The sequence below is a fragment of the Wolbachia endosymbiont of Kerria lacca genome (assembly GCF_051602725.1).
GTDB lineage: Bacteria > Pseudomonadota > Alphaproteobacteria > Rickettsiales > Anaplasmataceae > Wolbachia.
In genome coordinates this window covers 794,510-812,255 of the sequence record NZ_CP192272.1, presented here as the reverse complement: position 1 = coordinate 812,255, position 17,746 = coordinate 794,510, and the positions used below count along the sequence as shown (strand labels likewise).

Below are 17,746 nucleotides of genomic sequence, written 5' to 3'. Positions count from 1 at the left end.
GTCAATTGATTATTATATAGCTTTCTCTTCCCCTTTTGAAGAAAAACGCTCAACTATAGGTGATATAATATAATCATTCACTTTTTCAGCTATTGGTTCAATAACACAAACTGTTACAAATACCCCTGCGATTACTGCTATGGGTGCTATCACCGCACCTGCTAAAGCTGCCGATCCCATTCCAAGCATTGCACCAGGGAAAACAGCAGTTGCAGCTGCAGCAAGACCAACTCCAATTGCAGTACCTACAGAACAAGAACAAGCAGTCCGAAAAAAGACTTCTTTGGAGAGTCTTCCATTAGAGATTATCCGACATGCAAGTAAGGCTGCCGGAACCGCAGCAATAATTCCACCCATCACCAAAGGTGACAGAGCTGTAAAACTGAGCGCTAAGCCTGTAAGTGCTCCTATTGGTATATCTGTACCTAAGATAAATAACATTGGTTTAGTCTTGTTGTCCATATAATCCTCCTAAATAATAATTTTCTAAAAAGCTTTTAGCTACTTTTAGTATAGCTGAACTAGTTGAATAGGGGAAGGAAATTTTTTATGTTAAAATTAAAGAGCGGGAGAAGGGGTTCGAACCCTCGACCTCAACCTTGGCAAGGTTGCGCTCTACCAACTGAGCTACTCCCGCAGTTAAATTCTGCTTAGGTTCTACTTCTAATTATAGGTACATATTACAATTTGTAAACCCTACATGCATGAAAATCATGAGAGCCAATTTTCTATGATCTTTTCGTATACTTAAAACTCATTTTTGATTATTATATGTGTCATAAAATATATTAAATTTATGAGAACATTTGTACATAAAGATGACTTGCCAGCTAGTGCAATACCGAGAGATGTAAAATCTATAGCTGTTGATACAGAGGCAATGGGGCTACTGCATAGCAGAGATAGATTATGCCTTGTTCAGCTCTCTTTCAATGATGGCAACGCTCACTTAGTTCAATTCAAAAACGATTATACAGCTCCAAATTTGAGAAAAATATTAGAGGATAAAAATATAACCAAAATATTTCACTTTGCGCGATTTGATGTGAGTATAATACATTACTACCTTCAAACTTGGTCACTGCCTTGCTATTGCACGAAAATAGCCTCACGTTTAGTTCGCACCTACACAGATAATCATAGCTTAAAAGAGTTGTGCTTAGAACTACTTGATATAAAATTAAATAAGCAACAACAATCTTCTGATTGGGGAAATGAAAATTTAACAGACAAGCAAAAAAGTTATGCTGCATCTGATGTTTTATATCTCCATAAAATAAAGGAAAAGCTAGATTTAATGCTAGAACGTGAAAATAGAAAAGAATTAGCCGAAAAGTGCTTTGAATTTCTTCCTACTCGTATTGAGCTAGATTCAATGGGTTGGGGGAGTGTAGATATCTTTAATCATCATATGTAATCACTTCACTTGAATCCAGAAAAATTTAGTTGATCAGCTGTTAATTGATACGCTATATTTATAAAAATTTAGGTATTTTATGAGTGATGATATTAAAGCGGTAAATGATCAAAATTTCGAATCTGAAGTTGCTAACCACAAAGGATTTGTGCTGGTAGATTTTTGGGCAGAATGGTGTGGACCATGCAAAAGTCTGATGCCACGTATCGAGCAATTGGCTGAGGATAGAAAAGGCAAGATCAAGATCTGCAAGTTCGACATAGATGGAGAAACTGAGGTGCCAAGTAAGTATGGAGTTCAATCTATACCTACTTTAATCATATTTCAAGATGGTAAGGAAATTGCACGCAAAATTGGCGCAATAAATGATTTACACAGTTGGGTTGATAGTGAAATAAGCGAGTAGACAAATTTCCTTTTGCGTGTATTATAGGTGTTGATAAAAGGGATTGTAGCTCAGTCGGTTAGAGCAGTTCGCTCATAACGAATTGGTCGTAGGTTCGAGTCCTACCAATCCCACCACTATTGATACAATTGCAAGGCCTACTCTCTTAGATAAGCTTTTTGCCTTATTAAAGTACTTGGTTGTTAGTGTTTGAAAACTCCATGATATTAGATTTCTTGCATAACTGGAATTCAAAAGTTCCAGCGCGGTTTTCTTATTGGATCTCAGCTGGGATGACGCCTGGTTATGAAAGAAATCTATTGTCAAAAAAAATTACTTCCGCGTATTTTGAATCTGATTATAATGACAATTAGAGATATTTTAAGAGCTCAAATTTGTCTGCAGACTTTCAATTAACTTTTCAATAAAAAACGTAGCGTATCTTCTTCAGCGTATGTGGGTGCACACACATACTTAATTTCTGCCGTATGTGCGCTACCAAGTCTTTTTATACAGGAGGATTTTATGTCCAGAATTCCAGATATTTGACCTTTACCTTAGCTAATAACAGGCGCCTGTGGTTTTTATAAAGAAAGTGTAGGAAATAACCAAAAACTGTTTCCAGGCATAAATTTGTCATGTATACCTAAAAAGTAATGATATTAACATAATGTTCATATTTGTATGCTAATATTAGAATTATTTGAATTGGAGAATATTATGGAACAATAAGCATCAAACAAAGAGAAAGGGATTAATTTTAGACAGAATCAATGTAGGCAGAAATGCTATATCCACACAAAAAAATGGACAGATCCTGACTGCCTAAACAAATGCCTTGATAAGTACAGTTCTGAAGTTTTTAAACCTTATTCACAAGTTAGTGAGAAATTAGCAGCTAGTGAAAACAATCTCTATGATGAAAGCACAAAATTATCACTTATGGCAGATACTCTAGATGCAATGTTTTTTTTATCACAAAAGAAACACTTATTTCAATATTTGCGGGGATGTTAGCTTTTGAGGTATACTCTGACTTATTGAATAATTCTTTAAATTGGTAAAATACTGTTTCTTTTCCTCTATTTCTTTTTCACTATTCTTTCCACATATCGCTTCTGTTTTTATCTCTTGATTGAGCGAGCCCTTCTTTTCAAAATAATTATCTGTGGATTCTAAAAAGAGTGAAATTAACTCAGGAAGAGTGTATTTATGTTCACTTGATGAGCACAATTCTGTAATCGGAGAAAAGTGAATATCATCTGCCTTAATAGGTAGTAACGATAGAAACTTATTCCAGCATTTTCTCATTACTCCAACTTCAGGTTCAAGATTTTTTATTTTAGCTAAATTAGTATTCTCCATGAAAAACTCTTTGTATTGCTCAAAACCTTCAAAAGTTTCTTTTTTCTGATAATTTTTTTTCCTATGACTTTTTTCTATGTCGGCAATTTTAGTACCTATGTTTGCCTGCTTACTAATAAAGCCATCGTTCTCTAAGTTAAAACAAATTGTGTATGGAGTAATGTCGTTTACTATTGTGTGTGGCTTAAAGTGCCAACCAAAGCATTTGAGTATGAATTTTATTATAGGAGGAAATAGCCATTTAGGTTTTGATATGTGTAGTAATTTCACTACAAGTTTTTTGAATGAGCTAAAGGATTTATTGATAATGCATCTTAAATGAATATTGTCATCTTTTTTAAACTTTTTATAAACCTCCGCAGCTATTGGTCCTCCAGCACAGCTTCCATACAGTACTATATTGTCTGGGTGAATGCCTTGCTTTAGAAGATCTGAAATGACTCCAATTCCTGCATTTACTCGATTTCGACCGTTTAAAGAATGGCCTTTGCTTTTTCCAGAACCAGGAAAATTAATAAGGTGAACATCCATACCTGCTTTAGCTGCCCAATTCCATTCACTTTTGTCTTCATTTGGCTCTTTTTCAAAAGTATATGTAAGCCCTGGAAAGTAAACTATATGCTTTTTCTTTCTGCTATCTGCACTGCTCTTCGAGTTTGACATCACTATCTTTTGAATTCGCATTCCATTTTGAACTTCTACGAACTCTTCCCTAATTTTTATTGTATTTTCTTCTGTTACTTTCATTTTGCGTTTTTCACTATATTGATTTAATAATACATGAAATTTTAGAAAAAATCAATTTTACTAAAAAATTAACTTATAGCGTATCTATCTTTATATTTATCGGAATTAAAGTAGTAGTGAGAAATGCCTCTTGACATTTGATAAACCTAAACGTAGCCTAAAACAATTTACTGTTTATTTATGACATTTGTTCAATCACTTAATAATCAATTAGATAGTTTACACTTATTAAAACACCCGTTTTACGAGTCATGGAATGAAGGTAGCTTAAGCCTGCAGGCTCTGCAAACCTACGCTAAGGAATATTATCACCATGTTGCTGCTTTTCCTCGTTATATCAGCGGTATACATTCCTTGTGTCCGAATTTGAAAATGCGGCAAGTTTTACTTGGTAATTTAATAGAGGAAGAACAAGGCGACGAGAATCACCCAGAATTATGGCAGCGTTTTGCTGAAGGACTGGGAGTAGCACGTTCAGAACTTTGTGAAAATGCACAAATTAAGGAGACACGAGAATTAGTTGATGGTTATTTTGACATTGTAAAATCAGATTTTGCAGCAGGTCTTGGAGCTCTGTACGCTTATGAACGTCAAACTCCAGAGGTTTCTAAATCTAAAATTGAAGGTCTAAAAAAACACTATTCAATAAATGATGAGCGTCCTCTCAAATTTTTTACTGTTCATATGGAAGCTGATGAGTGGCATTCTGAAGAATGTGCAAACCTTATTGCAGATTTAAACGAAGAAGAACAAGAGAAAGTTATGCAAGGCGCTGAAAAAGGAGCAAAACTCTTATGGGGTTTTCTTGATGGCATGATGAATGTTGATGTTTGTCATTAATTATAAGTAGATACTAAATTCAGTGGTAGCATGTAATCTTCTTATATCTGATCTGCGGCTTTGGGTTCATTTAGGATGTAGTGCAGAAGAGAAGTCTTCTCCCCAATTGGTGAGTATTGACGTTGATTTCACTTTTAAATCTCCTCCTTCAGGGCTTACAACTGATCAACTTAAAGATACTATCTGCTATTTGGAAGTAGTGCAAAATATTCAATCTCTTGTTCAGGGCAAGCAATTTAATTTAATCGAGCATTTAACTCATGAGATATACAGAGCCATTAATAACCTTTTGCTGCGAAAGAAGCATATTATTTCTTCTGTCAGGTTGACTACTCACAAAATCGCACCACCAGTTCCAGGTGTGCATGGGGGCGTTTTCTTTACTTACTGTAATGAATTGCAAGAATGATCTATATTTCTATTGGCTCAAACATAGGGAATCGTCTTTCCCATTTACAAAAGGCTACTGAGTTACTAAAGAAGCGCTATTTAAAAGACTTAAAGTCTTCAATCATTCTAGAAACTAAGGCTATTTTACCAAATGGTGCTCCACCTGATTGGAACAAGCCATTTCTCAACATGATTGTCTATGGAAGTTGTTCTTCTTCTCCTGAGGAGCTACTAAAAGGCTTAAAACAAATCGAATATGATATTGGTCGTCCACAAGTCTACGAAAAATGGGCACCTCGTGTTATTGATTTAGATGTTTTGTTATGGGATGATCTAACGCTTGATATACCTGACCTTAAAATTCCTCACCCAGAATTAGTAAATAGACCATTTTTGCTCCACTTGATGGCAATGGTTAACAAAACCTTTGCTTTCAATGTTCAAGACTGTTTTTCAAAGAGTTTTACGCTTTCACCAAAGCTTATGGGTATCGTCAACATTACCCCTGATTCATTTTCAGATGGTGGTCTTTATTATGATGCGAATCGAGCAACCAAGCAGGCATTGCAGCTGGTATCAGATGGTGCAAGCATAGTTGATCTTGGAGCTCAATCAACAAGGCCTGGAGCTTCAATAAAGACGCCAGAGGAAGAGTATGAACGTCTAAAACCAGTACTTGATAATCTTAGCGACTATATGAAAAATGGTGATATTGAAGTCAGCATTGATAGTTTTTGGCCAGACGTTATTTTAAACGTTTTGAAGCATTACAATATTGCCTGGGTAAATGATCAGAAGGGAGATCTGAGTAGTAATACCTTAAAAGAAGTTGCTAGCAGTGGGTGTAGTGTCGTTATTATGCATTCACTTTCGATACCACCACATAAGGACAATATTATTCCACATGATATTGACCCAATTGATATCATAAATAATTGGGCAGAGGAGAGCATTAATAGGTTACTTGACCTTGGTTTTGATGAAAATTCAATAATTATTGATCCTGGTATTGGTTTTGGCAAATCTATGTATCAGAATATTCAGATTTTACGCAGTATAGAAACTTTACAAAATTTTGGCTGCAAGGTTTTAGTTGGCCATTCCAGAAAGTCATTTATTTCCTCTTTTTCCATAGAATCTCCCTCTAATAGAGATTTAGAAACAATTGCTATATCTGCTATACTGCAAAATAAGGTTGATTTCCTTAGAGTGCATAATGTACGCGACCACATGAGATTTTTTGTAGCCCAAGCTGTCTTAAAGGGATGAAGATTATTGGAATTATGGCTGTTGACCCTAATGGGGTAATTGGAATAAATAATGATTTGCCCTGGCGTTATCCAAGTGAGTTTAAACATTTTTGTCAAGTAACCGACAAGCAAGTTATTGTGATGGGAAGAAAGACATTTGAAACCGTGCCTCAGAGTATACTAAAGAATCGTACACCTATTGTTTTCTCCCGTAACAAGTGTTTTAATAGAGGCCCAAAATGTACTGTTGTCTCTTCCATGCAAGAATTTCTGTCAATTCAAAGTAGTTCTCAAGTCTTTGTGATTGGTGGGGCACAAATAGTACACCTTTTTTTAGAGCATAACCTAATCTCAGAATTTATTATGACTGAAATGCATAAAACTTATAAAGGTGATACGTATTTCAATTTAGCACTCCTTGATCAGTGGAATAAAACTATTCTCACTAAAACTAAAGACTATACTATATGCAATTGTGTCCGTTCAGCAGAGTAGTAAAATAAGGTAGGCGAGAAAAGACAACTATCAGTGCATGACACTGGCTCCTTTATGATGGTCAGTGCCCAGAAACTGGCATCCAGTTAAATTTATGGATCTCAGTGTTAGCTACTTAAATAACAGGGGAGAGCTACTAAATGACATCTTCAATTTCTGTACAGCTACATCGCAAGAAAGGAAGCACTGGCTTTCACATTAGCAAATTCCCTGAATAGATGCATACAATTTAATGCATAATGAAGTGTGACCTTAGCCAAAAAAAAGCAGCAAAAAAGTTAACGCGTTCTAGACGTAACTTTACTAAGTACCATTTCTCTTAATTCTTCAGTCAGTGTGCCACTATCCAAAACACTGTTATGAGGATCATCTCCATATATACACAGATCATCACGAATCTTGATCGGATTACCATTTAATAATCGATCATCTCTCATTGCATTTGCCAACTGTGCAGGAAGTGGTATTAATTTGTCTCTTGCGTGATTAATAATTACTATTGGCGTTTTTTCATTTTGTGACTTTTGTAAATTATCTACTATATCAAAGTCTAAATCGAAGGCTTTTAGTATTCTTTTTAGTAGGAATGAGGGCAGTATACTCAAAATTTTCGTCTGAGGTATTGGAAAATGCTCTATTGCTGTATGAAAAGAACTAAAAGTGCTAGTGAAGACAATTCCTCCAAGTTTAACATCTCTATTCGCAAAATGCCTTGATACTTCTGATGCAACTGCTCCTCCAAAAGAATGACCGAAAAGTATAATATTTTCGGGTTTTACACCTTGATTTATTAGTTGATTAATTTTCTCTATTGAAGACTTGAATAAGTTTTGATTCTTATTTAGAAACGGAATCATGAGTAGCAATATAGATAAAAAAACACAAGCTGAAGCTGATAAGACTGCCAATCCAGCTGTTCTAGCTGTTATTGGATTAGTGAGCAGTATGACAGTAGGTGGCAATATTGATGCTAGTAAGCATACGAAGCTGGTTAAGGCATAAGTTATATAATTTTGAAATGCAGCCGGGTATTTGTGTGCATGAGTGTGAAAATTAGGTATATCATGGTGGTGCATGAGCTCAGATTGCATATCTTTACAGAATGTAGTTGCATTTTTATAATTATCCCCTCACCCATGAAAGAATATAAGATGTATTTCTTTTTCTTTAGTGTTAGGCATTATTTTCACTATTAAATATTTTCAATTATATACTATTCTTATAACTTTGTTGAGCTTTTTCTATGTTAACTAGTGAACCGGCAATCTTAAAATGCTTGCAAGATCTACTTACATCAAGGTGCATGAGTTTTTTTTGTATCCGTTCATCAGAGTAGTAAAATAAGAAAAAGAGAAAAGAAGACTAAATGAATTTCATCCGAGTAGCTGACACTGACATCTATATAAAGACAATCTAATGCACTCATTTAAAGTGAAGTTTTCTGGATGCCAGTGGGCTTTGTTGCACCACTCAAGGAAAGAACAGGCAGTTACTGATGGAATTTGTTATAAAATAGATATTTAGCCGACAAAGGAAAAATATGCCAATAAGAATGAAAGTCAGTAACTGCAATGAATATAACAAATTTCTTCAAGAAAGGGGAAATGTTTTTCATTATATCAACGATGCCATTGAAAATTGGTACGAAAATAGTCCAAAAGTAGCAGGTGGCAACAATGTCTACAGCGACAAAGTAGTGATTCTAATTCACATAATAACCTATCTATTCAGGATTGGTCTTAGGCAAACAGTGGGATTTATAGAGAAATATCTTGAGCAAATAGGGAAAATTTTGCAAATTATCAGCTATTCGCAGGCTTCAAGAAGGTTTAAAAAGCTTAATATCAAAATCAACGACTGCAGAGTTGATAAGAACGATATGGAAGATATTGAAATTGCTATAGATAGTACAGGTATCAGCATCTACAATAATATTCCAGGCCATAGTAAGGCAAATGGTACAGATAGAAAGTATCGCCGCTATGAGCAAACAAGAAAGCTACATGTAATGCTAGAGATAGGTAGTAAAAAAGTTATAGCTGCAAAATACAGTAGTGGAGTTTATTCCGACCACTATGGAGCCTGTGATCTTATTGAAAGAGTGGATACCAAGTATAACATAAGCACGATATATGCAGATAGGGCATATAATCGAAAGAAGTTATACAAACTGTGCGATGAGCTTGACATAAAGACAAGGATTCCTCCGCAAAATAATGCAGTAGAGCATCCAAAGTTGGATTATATGAATGAGAGAAATTCTACAATCAAGCTCATAAAGTCATATGATGAAGATGGTATGAAGAGGTGGAAAAAAGAGATAAATTATTGGAAGAGATCTTATATAGAAAGTTTTTTCTCGCGACTGAAGCAAATATTTGGATTTAGTTTTAGGAATAAATCTGAGATTAATCGTGAGAAGGAACTGCTACTCAAGTGTTATTTGCTTAACAAATTTACTGAAATAGGCATGGCTAAGTTTGATATAGCTTCATGAATTTATTATACATTACCCACTATCCGAAGAGCTGTGCAACAAAGCCTGCTGGAATCCAGAAGTTTTTTTAGCACAAAAGTCATGCTAAGTTTTTGTTGTTAAGAAAGGCTGGACAGCTACTTGCATGACAAGAGGAGAACTACTGGGATGACAAGGGGAGAGCTACTAAATGACATCTTCAATTTCTATGTGTCAAGCACTGAAGAGGTCTCTCCTATTTTCTCTTGATGAATAAATCTAAGTAGAGTATAGTAAAAATGCATTTATGTAGCGATTAATGAGCAACTTAGTTTTAGTCTATATAACTTTTTCAAACCTGAAAGAGGCTAAGACTATTTCTGAAGAATTGTTAAACGAGAAGTTAATTGCATGTGTAAATATATTTCCCGAAGTAAATTCTCTGTATTTATGGGAAGGTAAAATTAATAGTAATTGTGAAATAGTGGCAATTATGAAGAGCAGGAATGATCAGACTGATAAGATTGTAGAAAAAATCGAGGCAATGCATTCTTATGATCAACCAGCCGTTGTGATAATACCCATAGGAAAAGCGAATAAATCTTTTACTAATTGGGTTAATAATGTTATTGATATAAACAATATTGGGGTGTAGCCAAGTGGTAAGGCAGCGGTTTTTGATACCGCCACGCGAAGGTTCGAATCCTTCCACCCCAGCTTTATTAAAGTGTGCGTGAAATGATATCACTTTTTTATAAATTAAGGTTATTTAATTATATACTGGGCAGCTTGAAAGATATAGTTGTCAAGCTATTTCTTTTCACTCTGTATCTTTATACATCGAGCATTATGCTCATGTTTCTCACCAGTGGCTTTTGGTATGCTGTAGAGTTTAGCTCTTTCAAAAATGCATTTTACCATTTGTATCAATATTTAAAATGGTATTATGAAAATAGAGATGATTTGGGTTATGGAGTTTCTATTAGAATATTAGTAGCGTTTCTTACTCCGCATTTTCTCTACAAATTATTTTCTGGCACAGGCTGGAAGTCTTTTTTCAAGGAGAAGATAGTTCAGATACTCAGCACAAGAAGAAAAATGAGTAATAAACCAAATGGCAGTAGTTATGGTTATAGTAATAAGAACAGTTACGGTAACAATAATCTTCAAGAGGCAGAACGGAAAGTGAATATGATAAAGCAGCTATTAATCCAAGATATAGATGAAGCTATAGAAAAAAGATTAAATGATATTTTTCTTGGTGAGAGGGGTAAACCTCATTAAAAGGGCTTTATCTTTTTTAGAATTGGCTGTATTTTGTTTTTTACGTATAATGGATCGCAATCAGCCAGTATACATGTTTCAACAAAATCTTGACTGAAGTCTGATAGCCAGGAAATTGCTTTACGTTTCTCTACCAAGCTTTCTGTTTTTTTACAGTTACTTGCTGCATCAATCATTGCCTGTGATATCACTGATTGCCACAGTATGCAGTACCTTTGTATATCATCTAAAGTGCTATTTGCTTCGTGATGGTGAAAAAATTCTTTGAAATTGAAGTTATTTGACATTACGTACCTCTTTAAGTTGAAAATTAGAATTTGAAGTAGTGCGAAAGTTGTCTGCTGCAATGAGTAGCCTTTATGACAGTCAGACCGGGTTTTATGTGAGCTATAAATGTTTAAGAAATTATATCTGTTCAGATCTATGTGAAACCAGTGCTTCTTTTCTTGTTATCCGAGCTGGGATGGCTTTGTTGCACAGCTCTTCGGATAGTGGGTAATGTATAATAAATTCATGAAGCTATATCAAACTTAGCCATGCCTATTTCAGTAAATTTGTTAAGCAAATAACACTTGAGTAGCAGTTCCTTCTCACGATTAATCTCAGATTTATTCCTAAAACTAAATCCAAATATTTGCTTCAGTCGCGAGAAAAAACTTTCTATATAAGATCTCTTCCAATAATTTATCTCTTTTTTCCACCTCTTCATACCATCTTCATCATATGACTTTATGAGCTTGATTGTAGAATTTCTCTCATTCATATAATCCAACTTTGGATGCTCTACTGCATTATTTTGCGGAGGAATCCTTGTCTTTATGTCAAGCTCATCGCACAGTTTGTATAACTTCTTTCGATTATATGCCCTATCTGCATATATCGTGCTTATGTTATACTTGGTATCCACTCTTTCAATAAGATCACAGGCTCCATAGTGGTCGGAATAAACTCCACTACTGTATTTTGCAGCTATAACTTTTTTACTACCTATCTCTAGCATTACATGTAGCTTTCTTGTTTGCTCATAGCGGCGATACTTTCTATCTGTACCATTTGCCTTACTATGGCCTGGAATATTATTGTAGATGCTGATACCTGTACTATCTATAGCAATTTCAATATCTTCCATATCGTTCTTATCAACTCTGCAGTCGTTGATTTTGATATTAAGCTTTTTAAACCTTCTTGAAGCCTGCGAATAGCTGATAATTTGCAAAATTTTCCCTATTTGCTCAAGATATTTCTCTATAAATCCCACTGTTTGCCTAAGACCAATCCTGAATAGATAGGTTATTATGTGAATTAGAATCACTACTTTGTCGCTGTAGACATTGTTGCCACCTGCTACTTTTGGACTATTTTCGTACCAATTTTCAATGGCATCGTTGATATAATGAAAAACATTTCCCCTTTCTTGAAGAAATTTGTTATATTCATTGCAGTTACTGACTTTCATTCTTATTGGCATATTTTTCCTTTGTCGGCTAAATATCTATTTTATAACAAATTCCATCAGTAACTGCCTGTTCTTTCCTTGAGTGGTGCAACAAAGCCAGCTGGGATCCAGGTTGACAAAAGCGCTTTACAACGTTTTGTGTACAAAAGCCAGTGTTGCATGACACTATTTGTTCTTACACCCTTTTTGTCTATCTTATTTTGTCACTCTGCTGAACAGATAATTTTCGCCAATAAGCTTTCTACTGAATTTTTGTTATTAAGCTCGCACAGATCAAAGACAAGTTTTGAGTCAAAAATACCCTTAATATTATAATAAGGGGTTGGTAAAATGTGTCTAGTAAGTTTCTTCTCTATGCAACTGCACCTCAAGCTAATAATGGACCATCAGGCGTATTACCAATTACATTGATTTGGTTTAATATTTTATTAGTGGGGTAAAAATAATTTTTTATAAACTCCTTATATATAGCTGTTAATTTATGTATATCGTCTATTGATACGCATTCATTTACCTGATGTGCGGTTTTGTTGATCATACCAAATTCAATTACTGGACAAATATCCTTAATAAACGCAGCATCAGATGTGCCACCATTTGTACTCAGCACAGCATCAATACCGGTAATTTTATTTATCGCATCAAGCATAATATCAGTATTTCTATCAGGAGTAGAGAGAAAAACGTCCCTGCTGCTCTGCATAGACAGTTTATAATCGTTAGTCACATTGGTGCATATTGCATCAATCATCTTATATAAAACGTCCGGTGTTTGTGTATTGTTATATCGAACATTAAAACCTGCTGCTATTGAACTAGGTATTAGATTATTAGTATTATTTCCAACGTCGATAGTAGTAATTTCGCAATGTGAAGGCTGAAAGTATTTAGTACCAGTATCAAAAGTGGTATCTTTTATCTTACTTAGTATCGATACCATTTTATATATTGGATTATCTGCTAGATCTGGGTAGGCAACGTGCCCTTGTTTACCATGGCAAATCAATTTAAATGTTGCAGAACCTCTTCTACCTATTTTTATGGTATCACCTAATTTCTCACTACTCGTTGGTTCTCCAACTATACAAAAATCTATCTTTTTTTGCTTACTTTTCATCCATTCCAAAACGGCCTTTGTTCCATGTTCTTCCGTGCTTTCTTCAGCACCGGTAATCAATGCACTGATTGAACCACTGAATCGAAACTTACCTGCAACTGAATCTACGATAGCAGCAATAAATGCAGCTACTCCGCCTTTCATATCAGCTGCTCCTCTTCCGTATAGCATTCCATTTCTAACTTCTGGCTTAAATGGATCAGATATCCAATCTTTTAACTCACCTGGTGGTACAACATCAACATGTCCAGCAAAACACAAGTTTGGTACTCCATTTATATATTTCGCATAAAGATTTTTAACTTTATCACCAAACTCTAAAATCTCACATTCAAAACCACTTTTCTTAAGAATGGCTGCTATATGCTCTATTGCCCCATCGTCTTTTGGTGTTATACTTTTAAAAGAAATTAATTTCTTAGTTAGTTCTACAGGGTCAATCTTCATATCAATCTTGAAATACTAACATTACCGTATTGTAAACATTCTATGCGATATTTAAAACAAATATTACAGCACACAGAACAAGTTCTTATTAGGGAAGTAACAGTACTTGCTGATAATATCTATGAAATATGTAGACAATACGGAAATGACATTTTTCTGATTGCAGATGAAAATACAGCAAAACTTTTAAACAAAAACATACTTAATAAAGTTTCTCATTTAATTATTCCAGCGCGTGACTATGATGGATCGCAGTGTCACGCTACTTGGATGACACCAAATAGACTGAACAGCGCTGCTTCCCTCCAAACTGTAAACCTAGTTAGAAATAAAGCAAAAGATAGTGACTTAATGGTTGCATTTGGTAGTGGCACTGTTAATGATATCTGCAAATATGCAAGCTACCTCGAGAAAAAAGATTATATATCGTTCCCAACAGCCGCTTCCATGAATGGGTATAGCTCTGCAAACGCTTCAATATTAGTTGATGGATATAAAAAATCGTTCGGAGCACATCTTCCAAAGGCAATATACATTGATAACGATATAATTGCCAACGCACCACCACGCCTCACATTAAGTGGATTTGCAGATTTCATCTGCCGTTCAACAGTACAAGCCGATTGGCTATTATCTCATCTATTACTTGGCACAGAATATAATGAACTCCCCTTTAAACTTGTTCGCAATCTGGAGGAAATTTTGCTCAGAGAACACTTGGCACTTGCTAAAAAAGATAAAAGAGTAGTTTTATTACTTATGGAAGCCTTATTGATTTCAGGACTTGGAATGGTGATGTCAAAAGGCAGCTACTCTGCAAGCCAAGGAGAACATATGATAGCTCATGCAATGGAGACGGTAACAAAAGATTATTCCTCCTCGTTACATGGCGAAAAAATTGCTGTTACGACGATTACTATGGCTAACTTGCAAGAGGAGATATTGTCAATACAAAACCCGATTACCAAACCGATCACTTTAGATGTAAAACATATAACTCAGTGCTTTGGTAATACCGAATTTATAAAAATTCTAAAGCAGAAGCAAATTATGCAGCAAAAAATTCAAGAGATTATTTACAAAGAATGGAGTAATATTTCTAGTTTAATTAAGCAAAATTTACTATCTGCAAAACACCTGCAGAAAGTATTTGAAGATCTATCAATTCCGTACTTACCGGAGCATCTTAATTGGAACAAAGAGCAATATTGCAAGGTAGTCAATCTTACATTTGCAACAAGAGATAGATTCACCTTTCTTGACCTAGCTGGTTGTATAGAAAAAAGTTAGATTTTGTGTATTCGTTCAGTAGGGTAGCAAAATAAGATAGACAAAAACACAGTAACAAATGGTGTCATTCAAGTAGCTATCCAGCCTTTCTTAACAACAAAAACTTAGCATGACTTTTGTGCTCAAAAAACTTCTGGATTCCAGCAGGCTTTGTTGCACAGCTCTTCGGATAGTGGGTAATGTATAATAAATTCATGAAGCTATATCAAACTTAGCCATGCCTATTTCAGTAAATTTGTTAAGCAAATAACACTTGAGTAGCAGTTCCTTCTCACGATTAATCTCAGATTTATTCCTAAAACTAAATCCAAATATTTGCTTCAGTCGCGAGAAAAAACTTTCTATATAAGATCTCTTCCAATAATTTATCTCTTTTTTCCACCTCTTCATACCATCTTCATCATATGACTTTATGAGCTTGATTGTAGAATTTCTCTCATTCATATAATCCAACTTTGGATGCTCTACTGCATTATTTTGCGGAGGAATCCTTGTCTTTATGTCAAGCTCATCGCACAGTTTGTATAACTTCTTTCGATTATATGCCCTATCTGCATATATCGTGCTTATGTTATACTTGGTATCCACTCTTTCAATAAGATCACAGGCTCCATAGTGGTCGGAATAAACTCCACTACTGTATTTTGCAGCTATAACTTTTTTACTACCTATCTCTAGCATTACATGTAGCTTTCTTGTTTGCTCATAGCGGCGATACTTTCTATCTGTACCATTTGCCTTACTATGGCCTGGAATATTATTGTAGATGCTGATACCTGTACTATCTATAGCAATTTCAATATCTTCCATATCGTTCTTATCAACTCTGCAGTCGTTGATTTTGATATTAAGCTTTTTAAACCTTCTTGAAGCCTGCGAATAGCTGATAATTTGCAAAATTTTCCCTATTTGCTCAAGATATTTCTCTATAAATCCCACTGTTTGCCTAAGACCAATCCTGAATAGATAGGTTATTATGTGAATTAGAATCACTACTTTGTCGCTGTAGACATTGTTGCCACCTGCTACTTTTGGACTATTTTCGTACCAATTTTCAATGGCATCGTTGATATAATGAAAAACATTTCCCCTTTCTTGAAGAAATTTGTTATATTCATTGCAGTTACTGACTTTCATTCTTATTGGCATATTTTTCCTTTGTCGGCTAAATATCTATTTTATAACAAATTCCATCAGTAACTGCCTGTTCTTTCCTTGAGTGGTGCAACAAAGCCCACTGGCATCCAGATCAAGTGCGGCTATTATCCAAATAACCCTTCGTTGTTATTCAAGCAGCCCCTTCATTGTCATCCCAGTACTGGGATCCAGGAACCTGCGTCACGCGCTCTAATATGAAGAAATGCTAGTAACTCCCTGCTGTTCATTTATTGAGTTGACAATTGGTTTTTCTGCTCCATCAACTTTAGTACTAGGCTTTAGTAATTCATATGTAGCACAACCAACTACCAGTGCTGCTGCTGTAACTGCAACCACTGCTATAACGATAGGTATCAACTGAGCTGTAATTGTTCCAGTTGTAAAAAGTGCCACTGCTATAGCAGTGCCTAATAATGTATTCACTCCACCAGCAATCATTGCCTTATTACGTGCTTTCACAAAAGAACCTCCTCTTGCGTCTAATAGAGCTTTTACTACGTCTTGATTCTTAGCATAACCTTCAGCATAATCTAAAGGAGTCTTTCCATATCGATCTACTGCGTTAACATTTGCTCCTTCTTGGATTAAAACCTCTACTGTCTTTTTGTGACCATTCCTAGCAGCGAAATGCAAAGGAGTCGCATCACGCCAACCTTTCTCATTAACATTTGCTCCTTTTTCGAGTAAAACCCCTACTATATTTGCTCGACCATGAAGAGCAGCGACATGTAAAGGAGTCCACCCTTCAATATCTACTGCGTTAACATTTGCTCCTTCTTGGATTAAAACCTCTACTGTCTTTTTGTGACCATTCCCAGCAGCGAAATGCAAAGGAGTCGCATCACGCCAACCTTTCTCATCAACATTTGCTCCTTTTTCTAGGCTCTGTGAACAAAATTTTAGACCAGCCATATAAGTGCTCCAACAAAATTTAAAAATCCCATAAATACTACAGCAGTCTTGTCAAAGCGAGAGAAGATGCTCCTAAAATGCTTTATTTTACCAAAGAAACACTCAATCAGATGGCGCTCTTTATAGACATGTTTGTCATACTCTCTCTGCATTTTTCGGTTTCGTTTTGGTGGAATCACAACTTTGCAACCTTTACTTTTAAGATTGGTAATAAAAGTATTACTGTCATAGCCTTTATCTGCCACTATAGTCGAGTTTGAGATATTTTCTGTTAAAGCTTCAGCTTGTGTAATGTCGTTTCTTTGTCCAGGAGTAAGCATAAATTTCAAAGGATTTCCCAGCGCATCGACAAGTGCATGAATTTTTGTAGAAAAGCCACCTCTACTGCGTCCTAAAGCCTCTTGACCTCCGGAGTTTTTCTTATATCCAGCCGAACAAGCGTGAGCACGAATAATCGTTCCATCTATCATGTGCACTTCTAAATCTGGATCTTGTGTATATTTGTACAGCCTTTTCCAAATTCCCTTTTCACACCACTTTTTAAACCTTCTATGTATGCTCCTGTAATTGCCGTAAATCTCTGCCAAAAGTCTCCACTGACAACCACTGCGAACTATGTACCAAACTGCTTCCACAAATATTCTCAACCTTTTTTCATTTTTGCTGTGTATTCCTTTGATTCCTTTTAAGAATTCAAAAATTTGTTTCCATTTTGTTTCTTGTATGTAATATACCATT

19 protein-coding genes, 3 tRNA genes and 1 pseudogene are annotated in these 17,746 nt (G+C 35.3%); 12 read left to right on the top strand and 11 right to left on the bottom strand.

From position 1 onward, the window contains the following. Nucleotides 1–12: 12 nt before the first annotated feature. Nucleotides 13–462 carry a hypothetical protein gene (locus ACQ4M0_RS03645; RefSeq protein ID WP_019236723.1) on the bottom strand — a complete coding sequence of 150 codons (450 nt, stop codon included), beginning with the start codon at nt 460–462 and terminating at the stop codon, nt 13–15. 102 nt (nt 463–564) lie between these two features. Next, nucleotides 565–637 (bottom strand) — tRNA-Gly (locus ACQ4M0_RS03640). A 159-nt stretch (nt 638–796) separates the two neighbouring features. On the opposite strand from ACQ4M0_RS03640, the gene ACQ4M0_RS03635 reads away from it, so the two are divergent. The 3 genes from ACQ4M0_RS03635 (at nt 797) to ACQ4M0_RS03625 (ending at nt 1,939) form a co-directional block, all read left to right on the top strand. Then, entirely contained in the window at nt 797–1,417 is a 621-nt protein-coding gene (locus ACQ4M0_RS03635) for a ribonuclease D (RefSeq protein ID WP_438456244.1), read from the top strand. A 79-nt stretch (nt 1,418–1,496) separates the two neighbouring features. Then, nucleotides 1,497–1,823: a thioredoxin gene (trxA, locus tag ACQ4M0_RS03630; protein WP_007302120.1), complete on the top strand. Its 327-nt coding sequence runs from the start codon at nt 1,497–1,499 to the stop codon at nt 1,821–1,823. A 39-nt stretch (nt 1,824–1,862) separates the two neighbouring features. Then, nucleotides 1,863–1,939, top strand: a tRNA-Ile gene (locus ACQ4M0_RS03625). Nucleotides 1,940–2,792: 853 nt separating this feature from the next. Here the strand turns inward: ACQ4M0_RS03625 and ACQ4M0_RS03620 are convergent. Beyond that, nucleotides 2,793–3,914, bottom strand: a complete 1,122-nt coding sequence (locus ACQ4M0_RS03620; RefSeq protein WP_213863797.1) for an alpha/beta hydrolase — start codon at nt 3,912–3,914, stop codon at nt 2,793–2,795. Between the two features lie 180 nt (nt 3,915–4,094). Here ACQ4M0_RS03620 and ACQ4M0_RS03615 point away from each other — a divergent pair, with 180 nt between their 5' ends. From ACQ4M0_RS03615 to ACQ4M0_RS03600, 4 genes are read left to right on the top strand one after another with little or no spacing between them, the layout of a single operon-like run. After that, entirely contained in the window at nt 4,095–4,754 is a 660-nt protein-coding gene (locus ACQ4M0_RS03615) for a CADD family putative folate metabolism protein (protein ID WP_213863796.1), read from the top strand. Nucleotides 4,755–4,776: 22 nt separating this feature from the next. Continuing rightward, nucleotides 4,777–5,163, top strand: coding sequence for a dihydroneopterin aldolase (locus tag ACQ4M0_RS03610; RefSeq protein WP_438456243.1), 387 nt, complete (start codon nt 4,777–4,779; stop codon nt 5,161–5,163). Beyond that, a complete protein-coding gene (gene folP / locus ACQ4M0_RS03605) occupies nt 5,160–6,413 on the top strand; it encodes a dihydropteroate synthase (RefSeq protein ID WP_438456242.1) in 1,254 nt (417 codons plus the stop codon). The genes ACQ4M0_RS03610 and folP overlap by 4 nt, the downstream gene beginning before the upstream one ends. Continuing rightward, nucleotides 6,410–6,889, top strand: a complete 480-nt coding sequence (locus tag ACQ4M0_RS03600; RefSeq protein WP_007302111.1) for a dihydrofolate reductase — start codon at nt 6,410–6,412, stop codon at nt 6,887–6,889. Before folP ends, ACQ4M0_RS03600 begins: the two co-directional genes overlap by 4 nt. A gap of 278 nt (nt 6,890–7,167) precedes the next feature. Here ACQ4M0_RS03600 and ACQ4M0_RS03595 read toward each other — a convergent pair. Further along, nucleotides 7,168–8,070, bottom strand: a pseudogene (locus ACQ4M0_RS03595) (PGAP1-like alpha/beta domain-containing protein). 359 nt (nt 8,071–8,429) lie between these two features. Here ACQ4M0_RS03595 and ACQ4M0_RS03590 point away from each other — a divergent pair. The 4 genes from ACQ4M0_RS03590 (at nt 8,430) to ACQ4M0_RS03575 (ending at nt 10,628) form a co-directional block, all read left to right on the top strand. Continuing rightward, nucleotides 8,430–9,386: an IS5 family transposase gene (locus tag ACQ4M0_RS03590; protein WP_213863789.1), complete on the top strand. Its 957-nt coding sequence runs from the start codon at nt 8,430–8,432 to the stop codon at nt 9,384–9,386. A 277-nt stretch (nt 9,387–9,663) separates the two neighbouring features. After that, nucleotides 9,664–9,999 carry a divalent-cation tolerance protein CutA gene (gene cutA, locus ACQ4M0_RS03585; RefSeq protein ID WP_082241857.1) on the top strand — a complete coding sequence of 112 codons (336 nt, stop codon included), beginning with the start codon at nt 9,664–9,666 and terminating at the stop codon, nt 9,997–9,999. Further along, nucleotides 9,990–10,061 (top strand) — tRNA-Gln (locus ACQ4M0_RS03580). Before cutA ends, ACQ4M0_RS03580 begins: the two co-directional genes overlap by 10 nt. Before the next feature lie 138 nt (nt 10,062–10,199). Continuing rightward, entirely contained in the window at nt 10,200–10,628 is a 429-nt protein-coding gene (locus ACQ4M0_RS03575) for a hypothetical protein (RefSeq protein ID WP_227738357.1), read from the top strand. On the opposite strand, the gene ACQ4M0_RS03570 is transcribed toward ACQ4M0_RS03575, so the two are convergent. The 4 genes from ACQ4M0_RS03570 to dapE form a co-directional block, all read right to left on the bottom strand. Next, entirely contained in the window at nt 10,625–10,915 is a 291-nt protein-coding gene (locus ACQ4M0_RS03570; protein WP_007301973.1) for a hypothetical protein, read from the bottom strand. The two genes, ACQ4M0_RS03575 and ACQ4M0_RS03570, sit on opposite strands and share 4 nt — an antisense overlap. Nucleotides 10,916–11,139: 224 nt before the next feature. Next, complete coding sequence (locus ACQ4M0_RS03565) at nt 11,140–12,096, bottom strand: IS5 family transposase (protein ID WP_213863789.1); 957 nt, start codon at nt 12,094–12,096, stop codon at nt 11,140–11,142. A gap of 16 nt (nt 12,097–12,112) precedes the next feature. Beyond that, on the bottom strand, nt 12,113–12,250 hold the full coding sequence (locus ACQ4M0_RS03560) for a hypothetical protein (protein ID WP_438456241.1): 138 nt from the start codon (nt 12,248–12,250) through the stop codon (nt 12,113–12,115). A 201-nt stretch (nt 12,251–12,451) separates the two neighbouring features. After that, a complete protein-coding gene (dapE, locus tag ACQ4M0_RS03555) occupies nt 12,452–13,648 on the bottom strand; it encodes a succinyl-diaminopimelate desuccinylase (RefSeq protein WP_438456240.1) in 1,197 nt (398 codons plus the stop codon). A gap of 42 nt (nt 13,649–13,690) precedes the next feature. On the opposite strand from dapE, the gene ACQ4M0_RS03550 reads away from it, so the two are divergent. Then, nucleotides 13,691–14,938: an iron-containing alcohol dehydrogenase gene (locus tag ACQ4M0_RS03550; RefSeq protein ID WP_213863793.1), complete on the top strand. Its 1,248-nt coding sequence runs from the start codon at nt 13,691–13,693 to the stop codon at nt 14,936–14,938. 192 nt (nt 14,939–15,130) lie between these two features. Here the strand turns inward: ACQ4M0_RS03550 and ACQ4M0_RS03545 are convergent, their stop codons facing one another. The 3 genes from ACQ4M0_RS03545 to ACQ4M0_RS03535 form a co-directional block, all read right to left on the bottom strand. After that, complete coding sequence (locus ACQ4M0_RS03545; RefSeq protein ID WP_213863789.1) at nt 15,131–16,087, bottom strand: IS5 family transposase; 957 nt, start codon at nt 16,085–16,087, stop codon at nt 15,131–15,133. Between the two features lie 198 nt (nt 16,088–16,285). After that, nucleotides 16,286–17,008, bottom strand: coding sequence for an ankyrin repeat domain-containing protein (locus ACQ4M0_RS03540; protein WP_438456239.1), 723 nt, complete (start codon nt 17,006–17,008; stop codon nt 16,286–16,288). Continuing rightward, entirely contained in the window at nt 16,996–17,745 is a 750-nt protein-coding gene (locus ACQ4M0_RS03535) for an IS5 family transposase (RefSeq protein WP_438456238.1), read from the bottom strand. Before ACQ4M0_RS03535 ends, ACQ4M0_RS03540 begins: the two co-directional genes overlap by 13 nt. Nucleotide 17,746: the final 1 nt, after the last annotated feature.

Excerpts from the sequence above, each read along its gene's own strand:
- ACQ4M0_RS03600 (WP_007302111.1), top strand. The coding sequence starts at position 6,410 with ATGAAGATTATTGGAATTATGGCTGTTGACCCTAATGGGGTAATTGGA.
- ACQ4M0_RS03645 (WP_019236723.1), bottom strand. The coding sequence starts at position 462 with ATGGACAACAAGACTAAACCAATGTTATTTATCTTAGGTACAGATATA.
- ACQ4M0_RS03635 (WP_438456244.1), top strand. The coding sequence starts at position 797 with ATGAGAACATTTGTACATAAAGATGACTTGCCAGCTAGTGCAATACCG.
- ACQ4M0_RS03550 (WP_213863793.1), top strand. The coding sequence starts at position 13,691 with ATGCGATATTTAAAACAAATATTACAGCACACAGAACAAGTTCTTATT.
- ACQ4M0_RS03575 (WP_227738357.1), top strand. The coding sequence starts at position 10,200 with ATGTTTCTCACCAGTGGCTTTTGGTATGCTGTAGAGTTTAGCTCTTTC.
- cutA (WP_082241857.1), top strand. The coding sequence starts at position 9,664 with ATGAGCAACTTAGTTTTAGTCTATATAACTTTTTCAAACCTGAAAGAG.
- dapE (WP_438456240.1), bottom strand. The coding sequence starts at position 13,648 with ATGAAGATTGACCCTGTAGAACTAACTAAGAAATTAATTTCTTTTAAA.
- ACQ4M0_RS03615 (WP_213863796.1), top strand. The coding sequence starts at position 4,095 with ATGACATTTGTTCAATCACTTAATAATCAATTAGATAGTTTACACTTA.
- ACQ4M0_RS03540 (WP_438456239.1), bottom strand. The coding sequence starts at position 17,008 with ATGGCTGGTCTAAAATTTTGTTCACAGAGCCTAGAAAAAGGAGCAAAT.
- ACQ4M0_RS03545 (WP_213863789.1), bottom strand. The coding sequence starts at position 16,087 with ATGCCAATAAGAATGAAAGTCAGTAACTGCAATGAATATAACAAATTT.
- ACQ4M0_RS03570 (WP_007301973.1), bottom strand. The coding sequence starts at position 10,915 with ATGTCAAATAACTTCAATTTCAAAGAATTTTTTCACCATCACGAAGCA.
- ACQ4M0_RS03590 (WP_213863789.1), top strand. The coding sequence starts at position 8,430 with ATGCCAATAAGAATGAAAGTCAGTAACTGCAATGAATATAACAAATTT.
- ACQ4M0_RS03535 (WP_438456238.1), bottom strand. The coding sequence starts at position 17,745 with ATGGTATATTACATACAAGAAACAAAATGGAAACAAATTTTTGAATTC.
- ACQ4M0_RS03620 (WP_213863797.1), bottom strand. The coding sequence starts at position 3,914 with ATGAAAGTAACAGAAGAAAATACAATAAAAATTAGGGAAGAGTTCGTA.
- ACQ4M0_RS03565 (WP_213863789.1), bottom strand. The coding sequence starts at position 12,096 with ATGCCAATAAGAATGAAAGTCAGTAACTGCAATGAATATAACAAATTT.
- folP (WP_438456242.1), top strand. The coding sequence starts at position 5,160 with ATGATCTATATTTCTATTGGCTCAAACATAGGGAATCGTCTTTCCCAT.
- trxA (WP_007302120.1), top strand. The coding sequence starts at position 1,497 with ATGAGTGATGATATTAAAGCGGTAAATGATCAAAATTTCGAATCTGAA.